This is a genomic window from Neorhizobium tunisiense (genome assembly GCF_039631515.1).
Lineage (GTDB): Bacteria > Pseudomonadota > Alphaproteobacteria > Rhizobiales > Rhizobiaceae > Neorhizobium.
Window position 1 is genome coordinate 1,406,778 of sequence record NZ_JBDIUU010000001.1, and the last position, 16,916, is coordinate 1,423,693.

The following is a 16,916-nucleotide window of genomic DNA, read 5'->3' on the forward strand; positions in this document are numbered from 1 at the left end:
GATTAATCGGTTAAGCATACGACTGTTTCGCGGAGACACCGAGAAATGTCTGAAAGACGGCTTCCAGCGCCTCGGGACTTATCGGTTTGAGGATCACCTCATTCATGCCGGAGGCGAAACATTGGTCGCGGTCGCGGTCGAAGGCCTGGGGAAGAACGCCGATGATCGGAATGGAGTTTTCGATCGTCTCAAGGTTCCGGATGCGGACGCTCGCATCGAACCCGCTGAGCTTTGGAAGGGTGATATCCATCAGGATCAGCCGCGGCGACCGCTCCTGCCAGAGCCGGACCGCTTCTTCGCCATCGGCAGCGATCGCATAACGATAACCCAAACCCTCAAGGATCTGGGAGAAGACGATCTGGTTCACCTCGTTGTCTTCGGCAACCAGAATGTCGATGCCGGCGCTTTCGCCGGCCTGCGAGGCAACCAAGGTATCTTCGTCGCGCGCGGTCTCGTTTGCGGCAGGTTGGCTGAACTGCCGAGCGACGGCAGCAGCCAGGTCCCGCTTCACCCGGACCCCGTTGATTGCCAAGGCGGGAATGCGGTGTCGCTGGACGATTTCGAGGCAAGCCTTGTCCGCCAGCGTATCGACGACGACGAGATCGATCGCGATACCGGCTTCTTCTGCGAGCTGCAGGAAGAGTTCCAGTTCCTCACCGTCTGAAACCGAAGAGGTGTCGAATCCCAGATCGGCGAGAATTTCCAGTGCCTCGGCACCCGTCCGCGGATCGGAGGAGGCGACAAGGACCTTACGGCGGGGAAGACTGCTTGTATCGGGCGCAATCGCCGCCTTCCCCGGTACGTCGCGCTCCTGCCGGGCCAGCGAAGTGGCGATCAGACCGCCGCGGCTCATGCGCGGCCTGACCCCATCGCCGTCTTCATCGGTTGCGACCAGGCCGGTAATATCTTCCATGGCGGTGACCAGGTAATAACGGCCCGGTTTTCCGATACGGTATTTGTTGGCGATGATGACGACCTGCGAGCCGTCCGGCCGCGTCACCAATTCGGACATCTGCTGGGGCTCGCCAAGATCGAGGACCCCGCGATTGATGCGGTCCAGGCGCTGTTCCACCTGCGGCGGATGAACATCGGATCCCTTGTGACCGAGAATCGCCTCTGGCGGCAGATCGAGGAAGCTCGCGGCCATCTTGTTGACGGCGACGAAGGTCAGACTGCTATCCTTGACGGTAATCGGGAATGGCAGGTTGTCGAGCACCTCTTCGGTGATCTGCACCCGTTCCATGTCGGCACGCCACTGCTCCTCGCGTTTCTTGTGATCCGAGATATCCCTGACGACGCAGACGCCGTAACCGGACGACAGCCGGCGTTTGGTGAAACTCACCCAGCGGTCGGTGCCACGGCGTTCCTGCGACTCGGCCCGTTCCTTCCAGAGAGTGGCGATCTGTTCGGCAACCCAATCCTCACGGCTCAGCATCCGACGCGGTCCGGAGGCGTCGGTCAAGAACCGTCCACCGCCATCGTAGACGGCCCCGAGGAAGTCCCGAAGGCGTGTACCGGGAGTCAGAAAGGTCTTGGGGACCGGCAAGAGGGTCAGCAATTGCTGACTCGCAAAGACGATCAGGTCATTCTTGTCATAGACAAATACACCGCCCGAAATGCCCTCGGAAATCACTTCGAGCATGACAGCTTGAATGTTTGCGTCCGCCGACGCCAAATCATTCATAGGATGGGACTCCCCGTATGCTTTTTCGGACCGGATAAACGCCGGGCCGTAATGCCGATATTCGCCTCTCGGCGTTATTCCTTCTAGTTTTCGTCTTGTCGGCGCGGGAACATGCTGGCTCCAAGTCCTCAACGGGTAATCAGGGCTCGCATGACGGTGCCCAGCCGGCCGCCATCCCGATTACTCGCGGGAAGCTGGCGCTTCCCCGGTTTCATCCAAGTTCAATACCGGACAAATTATCGCCTTTATCTTAAAGCTGGATTAATGAACGGCCGTGCATCAACCTTAGATGCCCTTTCAATCGTTTAGGAAAGGTGTGTATCCGGGCTTTCCTTCCAGCGCCGAATCCGGGAAAATGGCGCATGTCCGTCAAACAGCTGCCCGAAACCCTGATCAACCAGATCGCCGCCGGCGAGGTCATCGAAAGGCCCGCCAGCGCCGCGAAGGAACTGATCGAAAATGCCATCGACGCCGGCGCGACCCGCATCGAGATCGCCACCGCCGGCGGTGGCAAGAGCCTGATCCGCATTACCGACAACGGTTCCGGCATGGATGCGGCCGATCTCGATCTTGCGGTGCGGCGGCATTGCACCTCGAAGATTTCCGAGACGCTCGACGACATCCGCACGCTCGGCTTCCGCGGCGAGGCCCTGCCCTCGATCGGTTCGGTGGCCAAACTCACCATCACCAGCCGCCGCAATGGTCATTCGGAAGGATCGCAGGTGGCGGTGATCGGCGGCAAGATGTCCGGCGTGAAGCCGGCGCCGGCCAATACCGGCACGGTCGTCGAGGTGCGCGACATCTTCTTTGCGACACCGGTGCGGTTGAAGTTTCTCAAGACCGAAAAGGCCGAGGCTGGGGCGATCACCGAAGTGGTCAAACGCATGGCAATCGCCTTCCCGCATATCCGCTTCGTGCTGTCGGGCTCCGACCGCACGACGCTCGAATTCCCGGCGACCGGCGATGACCACCTTGCCCGCATGGCACAGATCCTCGGTGCCGATTTCCGCGACAATGCGATCGAGATCGATGCGATGCGGGAAGATGTGGGGCTTTCCGGCTTCGTCGGCGTGCCGACTTTCCATCGCGGCAACTCGGCCCATCAATATGCCTTCGTCAACGGACGGCCGGTGCAGGACAAGCTGATCCTGTCGGCGCTACGCGGCGCCTATGCGGAAAGCGTGCCTTCCGGCCGTTATCCGGTGGCGGTCCTGTCGATCCGGCTCGATCCGGGGCTGGTGGATGTCAACGTGCATCCGGCGAAGTCCGACGTGCGTTTCCGTGATCCCGGCCTGGTGCGCGGGCTGATCGTCGGGGCGATCCGCGAGGCGCTGCATCGCGAGGGCGACCGGGCGGCGACAACAGGGACGTCGGGCATGATGCGCGCCTTCCGCCCCGGCTTCCAGCCGGCTCATGCCGCCCCGCGCACCCCTTGGGCGGCCGCGGCCTCGCCGTTCAGGCCGCTCTATCCGCAGCCGGCCAACGACTTTGCCGAACAGGTGCAATCCGGCTTCGACGTGCTGACCATGCCGGCGGCGCGTGCCGATACGGTGATCGCGGAACCCGTTCCGAGAACCGCTGCCGAAGACGCGCCGCGCTATCGCCTGGGTGCCGCGCGCGCGCAGGTTCACGAGAACTATATCGTGGCGCAGACGGAAGACGGACTGGTCATCGTCGACCAGCACGCCGCCCATGAACGGCTGGTGTTCGAGGCGATGCGCAAGGCGCTCGACAACAAGCGGCTGGCGAGCCAGGTGCTGCTGATCCCGGAGATCATCGACCTTCCGGAAGAGGATTGCGACCGGCTGATGGCGAATGCGGAAGAGCTCGACCGGCTGGGGCTGGCGATCGAACGCTTCGGTCCCGGCGCTGTCGCCGTGCGCGAGACGCCTGCCATGCTCGGTGAAGTCGATGCGGCCTCGATGGTCCGCGATCTGGCCGACGAGATCGCTGAATGGAACACCGCCGGGGGCTTGCGCGGCAAGCTCGAATATGTCGCCGCCACCATGGCCTGCCACGGCTCGGTGCGTTCCGGCCGACGGTTGCGGCCGGAGGAGATGAACGCGCTTCTGCGGGAAATGGAAGCCACCCCCGGCTCCGGCACCTGCAACCACGGCCGGCCGACCTATATCGAACTCAAGCTTTCCGACATCGAGCGGCTCTTCGGCCGAAGCTGAAAAAGCTGGCAATTCAGGTACAATCGGGTTAGAGCAGGCGCCATGTTTTTCCGCAGGAGACGACAGATGAACCGGTTCGAGGGAAGCGGGTTCCGCGAAGCGAAGATCCGGTATCTCGACGGCGACTACCAGATCCTGACCGCCGGCTCCTATGTCATATGCGCCATGACGGGCGCACAGATCCCGATCGACGAATTGCGTTACTGGAGCGTCGCCCGGCAGGAGCCTTATGTCGACTGCGCCTCCTCATTGGAAGCCGACAAGCGCGCCGGCATGTTGCCGAACCAAAGCCGCGGCTAAATCTTCGCGGCGTTTCCTTCCCTGATACGCCGCTCTCGGAAATTGGCGATCGCCGTATCGATGATCTTGCCCGGTGCCTGCGGATCGTCGAACGCCATGTCGACCTCGACCACGCTTACCTTTTCCGCCAGTTCCTCCATGCGCCCGTGATGTCCCTGCAGCCGCACCGCATCCTTGGCGGTGGTGACGAGCGTCAGTTTGTCCTTGGCAGCGTCATCGAGCAGGTCCGAGATCTCGTCCTCGCTGAAATAGTGGTGATCCGGAAAATCGCGTTTTTCCATGATCAGCCCCCCGACCTCTCCGACAGTACGGTAGAATTTCGCCGGATCGGCGATGCCGGCGAAGGCGAACAGCGCCTTGCCGGCGATCTCGCGATTTTCGCGCGGCTTCAACGCCGCAACATAGATCTGCTTGCCGGCGCGGGCGGCCTTACGCACCAGTTGGTCGGCTGCCTCGCCGTTTCCAACCTTGAGGATGGCCGAGAGTTGACGCATCTGTTCCGGGATCGGCGCCCTGACCGGCCCGCCGGGTACAAGATGACCGTTGCCGATACCGCGCACCGTGTCGATGACGACGAGCGCGAAATCGAGTGCCAGTCGAGCGCTCTGGAAACCGTCGTCCATGATGATCAGGTCGGCGCCTTCCGCAACCAGCCTGTGGGCGCCGTCGACGCGGGCGTGGGAAATCACCGTCAGCGTTTCGCGGCAGAGCAGCAGCGCCTCGTCGCCCACCGCCTCGGCCCGATGATGCTCGGGATCGACCACGGTCGTGACGTCGAGCGAGCCGCCGTAACCGCGGCTCAGGAAACCCGGCTTCAGGCCCTTCTCCTTGGCGGCGCGGGCAAGCGTGATCGCGGTCGGCGTCTTGCCGGCCCCGCCAACGGTGAAATTGCCGATGCAAATCACCGGCACGGGGACGCTGGCACGCCTGGCTTTCGCCATGCGGCGGCCGGCGATACGGCCATAGAGAAACGAAACGGGGGAAAGGCCCCAGGCACGCCAATCCGCTTTCGTCCACCAGAATGGCGGTGCTTCCGATACCATACCCAAACTCCGGCTGATCCGTCCTGAAACAGCCCGCGAACAAAATGGCAGTTTTGGAAAAAAGGCAAGTCTTTGAAACCAAAGCCCGGTTCAGGCGTGAAGCTTTTCCGGCAGAAGGTCCATGAGCGCCGTGATGTCGTCGAGGCAGATATCCGCCGAGGCCGAGAGCGTTTCGCGCGAACCGGTGCCGGTCAGGACCGCTACCTTCAGGCCGACGCCGGCACTGGCGCCCATATGCATGTCGTGATTGTTGTCGCCGACCATGGCAACCTCGGCCGGACCAAGCCCGGTGGCGCGGCAGAAGCCGAGCACCATGCCGGGTTCCGGTTTCACTCCGTGACCGCTGTCGTAGCCGGCGATGAAATCGACATGATCGATAATGCCGAAGCGGATGGCGGTCTGGCGGATCGCCTGTTCGTTGTCGCTTGAGGCGATGCCGAGTTTGAAGCCCCGCGTCTTGAGCTTGCCGAACAGCGCCGCCAGATCGGTGACGGGCACGGAAAATTCAGCCGAGCGGATGAAGAGGTCGTCGAGCAGCCGGGTGAGTTCGCCCACCTCGAGCGGCGAACCGGCGGCAACAAAGCCCGCCGCGATCTCGGCGGCGTTGCCGGCGGCCAGCAGGCTGTCCGGGCGGGTGTGGCCGGATAGCGGGTCCATGCCGCCGGAAAACAGAAGCTGCGGCTCGAGTTCTGCATCTCCGGCCGCGGCGATACGGGCCGCCTCGCGGTTTACCGGCCCCCAGCTTTCGTCATAGAGCAGCAGCGTGCCGTCCTTGTCGAACAGGATGCCGGCAATGTGTGCGAGCTTTTCGGGGGTCATCGTACGGCGGCGGCCTTCGGCTGCAGCCTGGCGCTCACCGTCAGCGGGTTGACATAGGGCTCCAGCGCCTTGATCGTCTTCGACAGCGCACCGCGCATCTCGTCCATCGCGTCATGGCCGGAATCGATCATCTTCACCCGGGCGAGGTCGTTGATCATCAGGTAGTGGACCGCCTTTGCCAGCATCTCCACATCCTTGACGATGCGGGCACCGCCCTTGCGCACCAGATGCTGGTAGGCATCACGGAAATTCTGGACATGCGGGCCGGAAAGCACGGCGCAGCCGAGCATGGCCGGCTCCAGCGGGTTCTGCCCGCCCTCGTTCGTCAGCGACCTGCCGACGAATGCGATCTCGGTCAAACGCAGGTAAAGTCCCATTTCGCCGATGGAGTCACCGAGGAAGACGTCGGTCTCCGGCGTCACGACATCATTGCGCGAGCGGCGCGCGACGGTCAGGCCCATTTCCTTCAGCATCTCCTCGACCGCGTCGGCACGATCGGGATGGCGCGGCACGAGAATGGTCAGCTGTCCGTTCTTCGGTTTCAGCGCCTTGTGAACGGTGGCTGCCGCCTTTTCCTCGCCGTCGAAAGTCGAGATCGCCGCCCAGGTCTGGCGGCTGCCAATCTGCTTGCGATAGCTTGCGAGCACCGCCTCGTCGCAGGGCGGCGGATCGGTATCGCTCTTCAGGTTGCCGGATGCGATGACAGGCCAGGCTCCGAGATCGCGGAAGCGCTCTGCATCCAGATCCGACTGCGCGACCACCAGAGCCATCTTGCCGAAGATGGCTTCGGCAATCGAACTGCGGTTGCGCCAGCGATCGAAGGAGCGGTCGGAGATGCGGGCATTGACGCGGATCTGCGGAATGCGGCGGCGGGCGAGTTCGGCGATAGTGGTCGGCCAGATCTCGGATTCCGCGGTGATGCAGGCATCCGGCTTCCAGTAGGCGATGAAGCGCTTGATCGGAAACTTCAGGTCGAGCGGCACGTATTGATGGATCACCTCGTCAGCCAGCCGCGACCGGACGAGATTTGCGGAGGTAACGGTGCCCGTCGTCAGAAGAATGTGGATCTCACGGCGCCGCAATTCGCGGATCATCGGCATGATGGCGATGGTTTCCCCGACGCTTGCTGCATGCACCCAGATCAGCGGCCCCCGGGGGCGGGCAAGGCTCGCATAACCGAGCCTTTCCAGCTTGCGGGTCCTGTCTTCCTTGCCCTTCATGGCGCGATAGGCAAGGTAAGGGCCGACCAAAGGATAAAGGGAAATACCGGCCACCCGGTAACCAACAAGAGCCAGGCGCGCAGAAATCTTGCTCACCGCGTTTGCCCCCGATGCGTGATGGCCGCCATCAATGTGATAGACCCTCCGATTGCTCATCCGTAACCCAGTTTTTTGTGTTTTACAAATGCGTCAAAAAAGGGTCCCCGGGATCGATACCAGGCGAGGGACCAGCATTGCGAGCACATTGTAAAACGCGAGGCTTATCTCAAGCCGACTTAGTATCAGGATCGAGCAGGCGGTGCATATGGACGATGAAATACCGCATATGGGCGTTGTCGACCGTCTGCTGCGCCTTGCCCCGCCAGGCGATCAGCGCGCTCGCGTAGTCCGGATAGATGCCAACGATATCAAGCGCCGAAAGGTCCTTGAATTGGAGGCCTTCCAGGCTCTGCAGTTCGCCACCGAAGACCAGGTGCAGAAGTTGTTTCTTTTCGCCCGTTTCCGTCATTGTCCGATATCCGTCCGTTCCAGCTCCCCCGGTTCTTCCTGTGCTGCATTCCTCATGAAAGGTCAACCCGGTGCCAGGCCGGCAAGCTGGGGCAAAAGGCTGCGGAGCGCATGTTCGGCACCGGCGGCCAGCATTTCGTGGCTGACGCTCTCGCGGTTATAGACGAGCCGGTTGCCGGCAAGATCGGTGAGGCGACCGCCTGCCCGCTCGAGGATGAGGTCGGCAGCGGCCAGATCCCAATCGTGGGAGGCGCGCTTGACGACCGTGCCGTCGATGCTGCCGTCGGCGATCATGGCAAGCCGGTAGGCAAGCGACGGCACATGCCGCACCCGGCGAATTTCGTCGCGGAAACCCGCCTCGAATTTCTTGACGAGATTTTCATCGGCCGCGATGACCAGTTCGCCGTTGCTGCGGCCGACAGTGACCGAAATCGGCCGCCCGTTCTTCAGCGCAGGCCCATCCTTCACCGCGGAAAATTCCTCGTCGAGCGCCGGCGCGACCAGGACACCGGCGACCGGCTGGCCGCGGTGCACGACGGCGACCGAGACGCACCATGTCTTCTCGCCATTGATGAAGGCGCGGGTGCCATCGATCGGATCAACAACGAAGAGCGTTTCGCGGCCAAGCCGGGCGACATCGTCGTCGGTTTCCTCGGAGAGCCAGCCGTAGTTCGGCCGGGCTGTCAGAAGCAGGGTCTGCAGCCGGTCGTTGGCGGCGAAATCCGCGGCGCTGACCGGCGACCTGCCCTCGTTCTTCCACCAGACTTCCGGCGAACGGCCGAAAAATCCGTGGGCGATCTCGCCGGCCTGGCGCGCCGCGTCGAGAATGAGTTCGAGGTCCTGCCCCCAGCCTTCCGCAACCGTCATCGGGATCAGCGTCCCGCCAGCGTCATGCCCTCGATGGCGATGGTCGGAGAGGCGACGCCGAACTTGCGGTCGATGTCGTTGGCCGGCGTCAGCCGCATGAACATGTCCTTGAGATTGGAAGCGATCGTCACTTCCGAAACCGGATAGGCGAGTTCGCCGTTCTCGATCCAGAAGCCGGTCGCACCGCGCGAGTATTCGCCGGTGATCATGTTGACGCCCTGGCCGATCAGTTCGGTGATGTAGAAGCCGTTGCCGATCGACCTGATCAGATCCTCGGGCGAGATGTCGCCGGGCTCCAGAGCCAGATTGGTGGAGGCGGGCGATACGGCCGTGCCGCCGCGCACGCCGCGGCCATTGGTGACGAGCCCGAGTTCACGGGCCGTCGAGGTCGACAGGAACCAGTGGTTCAGGACGCCGTCCTCGATCATCACCATGCGTTCGCCGGACACGCCTTCGCCGTCGAAGGGACGCGAGGAGGAACCGCGCACGATCAGCGGATCGTCGGTGATGTCGAGGCCGGCTTTCAGCACCTGCTGGCCCATCTTGTCGCGCAGGAAGCTGGTCTTGCGGGCGACGGACGCGCCGTTGATGGCGCCGGCGATGTGGCCGACGAAACCGCGGGCGATGCGCGGATCGAAGACGACGGTGACGTTGCTGCCGGTATCGACCTGGCGCGGGTTGATGCGCTTGACGACGCGCTCGCCGGCACGGCGGCCGATCAGCTTCGGATCGTCGAGATCGGCGGCATAAAGGCGGCTGTCGAAATCGTAGTCGCGCTCCATCTTCGTGCCCTCGCCCGCAATGACGCTGACGGAGCGGCCGAAACGGCTGGCCATATAGCTGCCGGAAAAGCCATGGGAGGTGACGAGCACGAGGCCACCCATGCCCGACGATGCGCCGGCGCCGGAGGAATTGGTGACGCCCTGAACGTCGAGCGCGGCCTGTTCCATTTCGAGCGCCGCTTCGCGGAGCGCATCGGTCGGCACATCGGTCGGGTCGTAGAGTTCAAGATCCGGATAGGATCTGGCGAGATCGGCTTCGTCCGCAAGGCAGGCGAACGGATCTTCGGGAGAGACCTTCGCCATGGCGACGGCGCGCTCGGCAAGCACCTTCATGTCGAAGCCGGGATTGGCCGAGACGCTGGCCACCTGCCGGCCGACAAAGACGCGAAGCGAGAAATCATCGCTCTCGGACGCTTCCGTGCCCTCGACCTTGCCGAGACGGACGCTGACGGAACGGGACCGGGAGCGAACCACGACCGCATCCGCCTGATCCGCTCCCGCGGCCTTGGCTAGATCGATCAGTTGGCTGGCGCGGGAAAGCAGTTCGGCGGAATCGATTTCAGAGGTCATGATTGCAAGCCTTTCATTCTCGTCCCATTTATTGTGCACTGTCAGAAGCATCAAGGGCGGCTCGCCGATTCTTGATTTCCCACCTTAGACTGAAAGTATCCCGCATGACCGCTCCCGGCTCGCTATTTTCCCAAATGCTTCTCCTGCTTGCCGGCGCGGTGATCGCCGCCCCGGTGTTCAGGAAGCTGGGGCTCGGCACGGTGCTCGGTTATCTTGCCGCAGGCGTGGTCATCGGACCGATCATGCAGCAGATCGTCGAGACCGAAGAAGTGCTGCATTTCGCGGAATTCGGCGTCGTGTTCCTGCTGTTCATCATCGGGCTCGAACTGAAGCCTTCGCGTCTCTGGCAGATGCGCGGCGACGTCTTCGGCCTCGGGCCGGCACAGGTGGTGATCTCGGGACTGGTGCTGACCGGATTGGCGTATCTGACCAACATGACTGACTGGCGCGGCAGCCTGATTGTCGGTTTCGGCCTTGCATTGTCCTCGACGGCGTTTGCGCTGCAGATCCTCAACGACGACGGCGAGATGAACAGCCGACACGGCCAGAGATCGTTTTCGGTGCTGCTGTTCCAGGATCTCGCCATCGTGCCGCTGCTGGCGCTGATCACCATACTTGCGCCCGGAACCACCGAGACGGAAGCCTCGCCGCTTCTCGATTTTGCAATCGCGGTCGGCGCGGTCGGCGCCATGGTGATTGCCGGCCGCTATCTTTTGACGCCGATGTTCCAGATCATCGCCCGCACCGGTGCGCGAGAGGTGATGATCGCAGCGGCCCTGCTGGTGGTGCTGGGGTCGGCAGCGGCGATGCAGGCGGTCGGCCTGTCGATGGCCATGGGTGCCTTCCTGTCCGGCGTGATGCTGGCCGAATCCTCCTACCGGCACGAGCTGGAGGCGGATATCGAACCCTTCCGCGGCCTGCTTCTGGCGCTGTTCTTCATGGCCGTCGGCCTGTCGCTGGAAGTCCATGTCATCCTCGACAACATCTTCTTCATCCTTCCCGCGGTACCGATCTTCATGGCGCTCAAGGCGCTGATCGTCTACGGGCTCTCCCGGCTCTGGGGTTCGCCGCACAATGATGCGGTGCGCATCGCGTTCCTGCTGCCCCAGGGCGGCGAATTCGGCTTCGTGCTGTTCACCACCGCAACGGCCGCCGGCCTGTTTTCGTCGGCCACCGCCTCGCTGCTGATCGCAGCCGTGACGCTTTCGATGGCGCTCACGCCGTTCGGTGCGGCACTTTCCAAGCGGCTCCTCCACGGCGAGAGCCGCGAGGAACTGGAGGAGGATTTCAACGGTGCCGGGGCCGACGTGCTGATGATCGGGTTTTCGCGTTTCGGCCAGATCGCCGCTCAGATCCTGCTCGCCGGCGGCCGCGAGGTGACCGTCATCGACGATTCCGCCGACCGCATCCGCCAGGCAGCCTCCTTCGGTTTCCGTATCTATTTCGGTGACGGGACGCGTCGGGACGTGCTCATCGCGTCGGGCATCGAAAAGGCGAAGATCGTCGCCGTCACCACCCAGAAACGCGAGACGACCGACCAGATCGTCGATCTCATCCGCTCGCAATTTCCGGACGTGCGTCTCTATGTCCGCTCCTACGACCGTATCCATGCGCTGTCGCTGCGGGATCGGAACGTCGAATACGAGCTGCGCGAGACCCTGGAATCCGGCCTGCTGTTTGGAAAAAAGACGCTGGAGGCGCTCGGCATGAGCGAAAACGAGGCCGACGAGATCGGCGACGACATCCGCCAGCGCGACGAAGAGCGGCTGCAGATCCAGGCCGTCCAGGGGCTCGGCGCCGGCCGCGAAATGCTGTTCAACAGCCCGGTCCGGCCGGAGCCGCTGATCAAGCCGAAACGGTCGATGGTGGTGGACGCCGACGAACTGGGCGCGGAACCGGCGACGGCAGAAAACGGTTAGGGCCGCACAGCGGTCCCTCTTGCGACCATTGCCACGATCGTCTCGAAAAGCTCGGCCTTGGCCTCTGCCGCCGTGATGTCGCCGCTGGCGGCGGCGTTCGACAACGCTTCGGCTGCACCGAGCATGGCCCAAAGCCCGGGCGACGCTATATGACCGGCCTCTGCGAACGGGAGAAGCGCAAGCCGGCATTTTTCCATGAAAATGGCCTCGTATTCGTGCTTGATCCGTTCAAGCTCGGGAGAGCCCTCCAGGGCGGCGATTACGCCCGCTATCTCCCGGCCCTGCAACAGAACACAATCCACATAGGAGGAGGCGATGACCGCAGCCCGGTCGGCGAGCGTCGGCCCGCTCGATTGCAGGGCCGCGTCCATGATGGCCGTCTGGCGGCTGTCGAAATCCTGATAAAGCGCTGCCAGGAGAACCGGCCGGCTGCTGAAGTGATCGTAGACGACGGGCTTTGCGACGCCCGCCTGCTCCGCCAGCCGGGGAAGCGTCAGGGCATCCGTGCCTTCTTCGCGGACGATGCGCCACGCAACCTCCATCAACTGCTGGCGCCTCCCCTGCCGCGAGAGGCGCTGCCGGAGACGCGCCGGTTCGTTTATTTCACTGCTTGACATGACTATATACCAAAAGTAACTTACTGAAAGTATATAACCACTGCCCGTGAGTTTCAATCTGCCAGCAGGAGTTTTCGCCATGCACGCGCTGATCGTCGTTTCGCATCCCGAACCCGGATCCCTCACCCATAACGTCGCCGCCCATCTCGCCGAAGGCGTCACCATGTCCGGCGGCTCTTTTGAAATTGCTGACCTTGCAGCGGAAGGCTTCGATCCGAGATTTACCCAGGCGGATCTCGCGGCGCATCGCAGGGAGGCATCACCATCGGCGGATGTCACGGCCGAACAGGCGCGGATCGACCGTGCCGATGCTCTGGTGCTCGTCTATCCCGTCTACTGGTGGTCGATGCCGGGGCTGTTGAAAGGATGGATCGATCGCGTCTTCGCAAACGGCTGGGCCTATGACGACGTCAAAGGAGCCAAAGTGGTGAAGAAACTTCGCCACCTTCCCATCCATCTGGTCGCGATCGGCGGCGCCGACATGCGGACTTATGCGCGGCACGGTTATTTCGGCGCGATGAGGACGCAGATCGATCATGGGATATTCGATTATTGCGGCGCCCCGGTCATGGCATCCGAGCTTCTCCTGGAAGAAGAGCTGGATAGACCCGATTTTCCATCGGCGATCGCACGCAGGATCGGCCGTAATGTTTTCAACGCGGCCCGGAAAACCGAGGCCGCATAGTAGCTCAGGCTTCGGCTGCCGCCGCATGAAGCGCGTCGATGGCGCGCTTGAGCTCGTCCTTGACATGTTCGGACTCGTCGAGGATTTCGCGAGCCTTCAGGAAGTCCAGAACCCGGAAACGGTTGACCGAGGGCCTGAGGAAAATCTGCGGCGGATTGAGTTTCAGCTTGAGCGCGATGCTCGCCTGCATGGTCAGCTGGCTTGCGCCGAACAGGCTGTCGATACGGTTGGGCGCATGGGTGCCGTCGCCTTCCGGCGCACCGACCACATCGACGCCGATCACCACGTCGGCAACGTCCATCAGTTGCTCGTAGGGGACGGGATTGAAAACGCCACCGTCGATCATCACCCGTCCGTTGACCCGGACCGGCATGAACAGGCCGGGAATGGCGGCGGAGGCGGCAATCGCGGTCCGCAGCTCGCCCTGTTCGAGGATCACCTCCGCCTGGCCGTAATAATCGGTGGCGGAAATCTTCATGGGTATTTCGAGATCCTCGAAATCTTCCGGCACCTGCGGCGGCAGGAAGGCATCGAGGATGAGTTCGAGATTGAACTGGCCGAAGCGGAAGCCGCCGAGCTTGTCGCGCATCGTGGCCGGGCCGAGGCCCCAGAGCTTGTTGAGAAGGGTTCCGCGGTGTCCGACCGTTTCCAGCGCGTATTGTCGGATCTCTCGGCCCGTCATGCCCGAGGCCATGCCGGCGCCGATGATCGCGCCGATCGACGAGCCGGAAATCGCCACCGGCCGGATGCCGAGCTCGTCGAGCGCCTCGATGACCTGGATATGCGAGAGGCCGCGCGCGCCGCCGCCCCCGAGAGCAACTGCAAACGTCAGGCCGCCCTTGGCACTGACGGCTTCGAGATCGGGGATTGCAAGCCTCGTATTCATTCCTCTGACCTCAGGTCGGCTGGTAGCGGAAAAAATCCATGCGGGTATCGCCGAACGTCCGGCTTTCCAAAAACTTGAAGACGGCATCCACGGCCGGACTGATGTCGGCCCGCTCCTCCAGAATGGCAAGGGCTCCGGGTGCGAGCCAGCCGCCGGCATGGGCCGAAAGCATGGCGCCCTCGCCGAGCCCCTGGCCATAGGGCGGATCGGCGAACAGGAAATGAAACGGCTCGATATTGTTGGCCGTGCCGAGCTTGGTGGCATCGCGGCGGAGGATGCGCGCCCGGCCATGCAGGCCGAGGCTGTCGATATTCTCCCACAGCAGGCCCCTGCCCTCGACGCCGTTCTCGACGAAGAGCGCACTCTTGCAGCCGCGCGACAACGCCTCCAGCCCGACCGCGCCGGTGCCGGCGAAAAGGTCGATCACCCGGCCGCCATCCAATGCCTGCGGATAGACGTGGCCGATGATGTTGAACAGGCTTTCGCGCGTCCGGTCGATGGTCGGCCGGATGTCGCTTGTTTTGGGCGTGGCCAGAGACCGGCCGCGAAATTCACCACCGACGATCCGCACTGCGCGTTACCCTCTCGGCGTGCGCGGCTTGCCGCCGGCCGGGCGTCCGCCCGAGGCGGGCCGGCCACCAGGCTTGCCCCCGGGCTTGCCACCGGCACCCGCCGGTTTCCCGCGGCCTCCGGAAGGCTTTCCGCCAGAGCTCTTGCCGCCGCCCGGCTTTGCGCCGAAGGGCTTGCCGCCAGGTTTTCCACCGCGCGGCCTGTCGCCGGCGGGGCGATCACCTGCGGGACGATCACCACGCGGAGGCCTGTCCGTGAACGGCCGGTCGCTGCGCGGACGCTCGGAGCGGCCCTCGCCTGCGGAGAAGGACCGTGCGGGACGCTCTCCATCCTCGCGCGGCTTGCGGTCGCCGAACGGACGTTCGCCTCTGGGCCTGTCACCGAAAGAGCGTTCGCCCCTCGGCTTGTCGCCGAACGGACGGTCTCCACGGGGCGGACGGTCACCGGAAGGACGCTCGCCGCGCGGGCGCTCGGAACGGCCTTCGCCGAAGGAGCGTGCAGGGCGGTCACCATCGGCGCGTGGCTTGCGGTCAGCAAACGGGCGGTCGCCTCTCGGCTTGTCGCCGAACGGGCGGTCGCCGCGGGGTTTGTCACCGAAGGAACGCTCGCCGCGCGGGCGCTCGGAGCGAGCGTCGCCGGAGAAGGATTTCGTCCGGGGGCGGTCGCCGTCTTCGCGCGGCTTGCGGTCACCTCTGGGCTTGTCGCCAAAGGATTTCTTGCGGCCGAAATCGCCCTTTTCCGGTTTGTCGGGGCCGTCGGCGCGGATCCAGTCGCGATCCTCTTCGGCGCGATTGACGATGACCGGCCGGTCGTTCTGAGGCGTGGGCTTCTTGAAAAGCTGTTCGGCCTCGGCACGGGCGGAGGATTTGCGGGTCTTGTTTTCGGTTGTCGGGCGGGCACCCGGCGCCATCCAGACATTCGCTGTACGGCTGGTGCCCATCGGCGGGCGCTTCTTCGGCCGGTCGTCTTCTTCCTCAGCGCGACTGCCGAACGGCTTTGCACCGCGCGGCTTGTCGGCGAACTTGCGGTCGTCGCGCTTGGTATCCAAACGGCCGGGCGCCTTTTCGCGCCGGTCCTCCGGCTTGCCGGCGCGCGGACGTTCGCTCCGCTCCGGCCTTGCCGCCCATTCCGAGTGCTCGGTACGAGCCGAACGGACGGGTTTCTCTTCCTCGTCAGCGGCGGTCTCGGTATAGATCGGCGCGTCGAAATTCGCCTTGGATTCCTCGATCAGGCGCGGCCCGAGCTGGTCGCGCAGCATGCGACCCCGCACTTCCACCACCTCGCCTTCCGGCAGGTCCCCGAGCTGGAACGGTCCGTAGGAAATGCGGATCAGGCGGTTGACCTCGAGGCCGAGCGCGCCAAGCACGTTCTTGATTTCACGGTTCTTACCTTCGCGAAGGCCCATCGTGATCCAGGAATTGCTGCCCTGGGTGCGGTCGAGCGTCGCGTCGATCGAGCCGTAGAGCACGCCTTCGACGGCGATGCCCTCCTTCAGCTTGTCCAGCTCCTCCTGCTTGACCTCGCCATGGGCGCGCACGCGGTAGCGGCGCAGCCAGCCGGTGGTCGGCAATTCCAGCACGCGCGACAGGCCGCCATCGTTGGTCAGCAGCAGCAGGCCTTCGGTATTGATGTCGAGGCGGCCGATGGAGAGCACCCGCGGCAGACCTTCGGGCAGGTTGTCGAAGACGGTCGCGCGGCCTTCCGGATCGGAATTGGTGGTCACCAGGCCGGCCGGCTTGTGGTAGAGCCAGAGGCGGGTGCGCTCGATGCCGCGGATCGGCATGCCGTCCACCTCGATCTTGTCGGCGAGCGTCACGTTGACGACCGGCGTATCGAGAACCTTGCCGTTCAGGCTGACCCGGCCTTCCATGATCATCCGCTCGATATCGCGGCGCGACGCGACGCCGACGCGTGCGAGGATCTTGGAGATGCGCTCGGGCTTGCCCTCGGCCTCCATGGTTTCCGGTGCGGGCGGCAGCTTGCGGACGGGCTTTGCCGCCTTTTCAGCGCCGCTCTTCGCCGCGGAGCTCTTACGGGGCGCAAGGCCCTCCTTGGCGGAAAATCCCGCCTTGCCGCCGGCGCCTGCCTTCGGAGCGGCTCTGGGTTTGGTTTCGCGAACGAAAGTCTTGCCTTCGCCGCGCTTCGGCTTGTCTTTGGAATTCATTTGTTGTTTGCCTGAAGCGTGATGTCTACGGAGCGATCCGGACATTCTTGTTCGTGTTGACTGAGATGGATTCGTGCCCGCAGCCGGGCGTCCAGTTGGATGCTTC

The 16,916-nt window shown here is 63.7% G+C and carries 15 protein-coding genes; 4 read left to right on the top strand and 11 right to left on the bottom strand.

Going from position 1 to position 16,916, the window contains the following annotated elements; all coding sequences use genetic code 11:
• Nucleotides 1-10: 10 nt before the first annotated feature.
• The gene (locus ABCW43_RS07470; RefSeq protein WP_345922797.1) at nucleotides 11-1,684 is read right to left on the bottom strand and encodes a response regulator; all 1,674 of its coding nucleotides are present in this window, start codon (nucleotides 1,682-1,684) and stop codon (nucleotides 11-13) included.
• 362 nt (nucleotides 1,685-2,046) lie between these two features.
• On the opposite strand from ABCW43_RS07470, the gene mutL reads away from it, so the two are divergent.
• Nucleotides 2,047-3,861, top strand: coding sequence for a DNA mismatch repair endonuclease MutL (gene mutL / locus ABCW43_RS07475; protein WP_345922798.1), 1,815 nt, complete (start codon nucleotides 2,047-2,049; stop codon nucleotides 3,859-3,861).
• Nucleotides 3,862-3,927: 66 nt separating this feature from the next.
• Nucleotides 3,928-4,161 carry a DUF2093 domain-containing protein gene (locus ABCW43_RS07480; RefSeq protein WP_038540327.1) on the top strand — a complete coding sequence of 78 codons (234 nt, stop codon included), beginning with the start codon at nucleotides 3,928-3,930 and terminating at the stop codon, nucleotides 4,159-4,161.
• On the opposite strand, the gene lpxK is transcribed toward ABCW43_RS07480, so the two are convergent.
• From lpxK to ABCW43_RS07510, 6 genes are all read right to left on the bottom strand, one after another.
• Complete coding sequence (gene lpxK, locus ABCW43_RS07485) at nucleotides 4,158-5,204, bottom strand: tetraacyldisaccharide 4'-kinase (RefSeq protein WP_345922799.1); 1,047 nt, start codon at nucleotides 5,202-5,204, stop codon at nucleotides 4,158-4,160. The two genes, ABCW43_RS07480 and lpxK, sit on opposite strands and share 4 nt — an antisense overlap.
• Before the next feature lie 90 nt (nucleotides 5,205-5,294).
• Nucleotides 5,295-6,023, bottom strand: a complete 729-nt coding sequence (locus ABCW43_RS07490; protein ID WP_345922800.1) for an HAD family hydrolase — start codon at nucleotides 6,021-6,023, stop codon at nucleotides 5,295-5,297.
• Entirely contained in the window at nucleotides 6,020-7,339 is a 1,320-nt protein-coding gene (gene waaA, locus ABCW43_RS07495; RefSeq protein ID WP_345922801.1) for a lipid IV(A) 3-deoxy-D-manno-octulosonic acid transferase, read from the bottom strand. Before waaA ends, ABCW43_RS07490 begins: the two co-directional genes overlap by 4 nt.
• Nucleotides 7,340-7,508: 169 nt before the next feature.
• A complete protein-coding gene (locus tag ABCW43_RS07500) occupies nucleotides 7,509-7,751 on the bottom strand; it encodes a DUF4170 domain-containing protein (protein ID WP_046630968.1) in 243 nt (80 codons plus the stop codon).
• Nucleotides 7,752-7,813: 62 nt separating this feature from the next.
• Nucleotides 7,814-8,617 carry a 3'(2'),5'-bisphosphate nucleotidase CysQ gene (locus tag ABCW43_RS07505; RefSeq protein ID WP_345922802.1) on the bottom strand — a complete coding sequence of 268 codons (804 nt, stop codon included), beginning with the start codon at nucleotides 8,615-8,617 and terminating at the stop codon, nucleotides 7,814-7,816.
• 5 nt (nucleotides 8,618-8,622) lie between these two features.
• Complete coding sequence (locus ABCW43_RS07510) at nucleotides 8,623-9,969, bottom strand: TldD/PmbA family protein (protein ID WP_345922803.1); 1,347 nt, start codon at nucleotides 9,967-9,969, stop codon at nucleotides 8,623-8,625.
• A gap of 104 nt (nucleotides 9,970-10,073) precedes the next feature.
• Here ABCW43_RS07510 and ABCW43_RS07515 point away from each other — a divergent pair, with 104 nt between their 5' ends.
• Nucleotides 10,074-11,888 carry a monovalent cation:proton antiporter-2 (CPA2) family protein gene (locus ABCW43_RS07515; RefSeq protein WP_345922804.1) on the top strand — a complete coding sequence of 605 codons (1,815 nt, stop codon included), beginning with the start codon at nucleotides 10,074-10,076 and terminating at the stop codon, nucleotides 11,886-11,888.
• Here the strand turns inward: ABCW43_RS07515 and ABCW43_RS07520 are convergent.
• On the bottom strand, nucleotides 11,885-12,505 hold the full coding sequence (locus tag ABCW43_RS07520; RefSeq protein WP_345922805.1) for a TetR/AcrR family transcriptional regulator: 621 nt from the start codon (nucleotides 12,503-12,505) through the stop codon (nucleotides 11,885-11,887). The two genes, ABCW43_RS07515 and ABCW43_RS07520, sit on opposite strands and share 4 nt — an antisense overlap.
• A 79-nt stretch (nucleotides 12,506-12,584) precedes the next feature.
• Between ABCW43_RS07520 and ABCW43_RS07525 the strand changes: the two genes are divergently transcribed.
• Complete coding sequence (locus ABCW43_RS07525; protein ID WP_345922806.1) at nucleotides 12,585-13,190, top strand: NAD(P)H-dependent oxidoreductase; 606 nt, start codon at nucleotides 12,585-12,587, stop codon at nucleotides 13,188-13,190.
• Between the two features lie 4 nt (nucleotides 13,191-13,194).
• Here ABCW43_RS07525 and ABCW43_RS07530 read toward each other — a convergent pair whose 3' ends face one another.
• Genes ABCW43_RS07530 through ABCW43_RS07540 form a run of 3 tightly spaced genes read right to left on the bottom strand, consistent with a single transcriptional unit; the run spans nucleotide 13,195 to nucleotide 16,810 of the window.
• Entirely contained in the window at nucleotides 13,195-14,076 is an 882-nt protein-coding gene (locus tag ABCW43_RS07530) for a patatin-like phospholipase family protein (protein ID WP_345922807.1), read from the bottom strand.
• 10 nt (nucleotides 14,077-14,086) lie between these two features.
• Nucleotides 14,087-14,647 (bottom strand): 16S rRNA (guanine(966)-N(2))-methyltransferase RsmD, encoded by a 561-nt coding sequence (gene rsmD / locus ABCW43_RS07535; RefSeq protein WP_345922808.1) that lies wholly within the window; start codon nucleotides 14,645-14,647, stop codon nucleotides 14,087-14,089.
• 6 nt (nucleotides 14,648-14,653) lie between these two features.
• A complete protein-coding gene (locus tag ABCW43_RS07540; RefSeq protein WP_345922809.1) occupies nucleotides 14,654-16,810 on the bottom strand; it encodes a pseudouridine synthase in 2,157 nt (718 codons plus the stop codon).
• Nucleotides 16,811-16,916 lie beyond the last annotated feature (106 nt).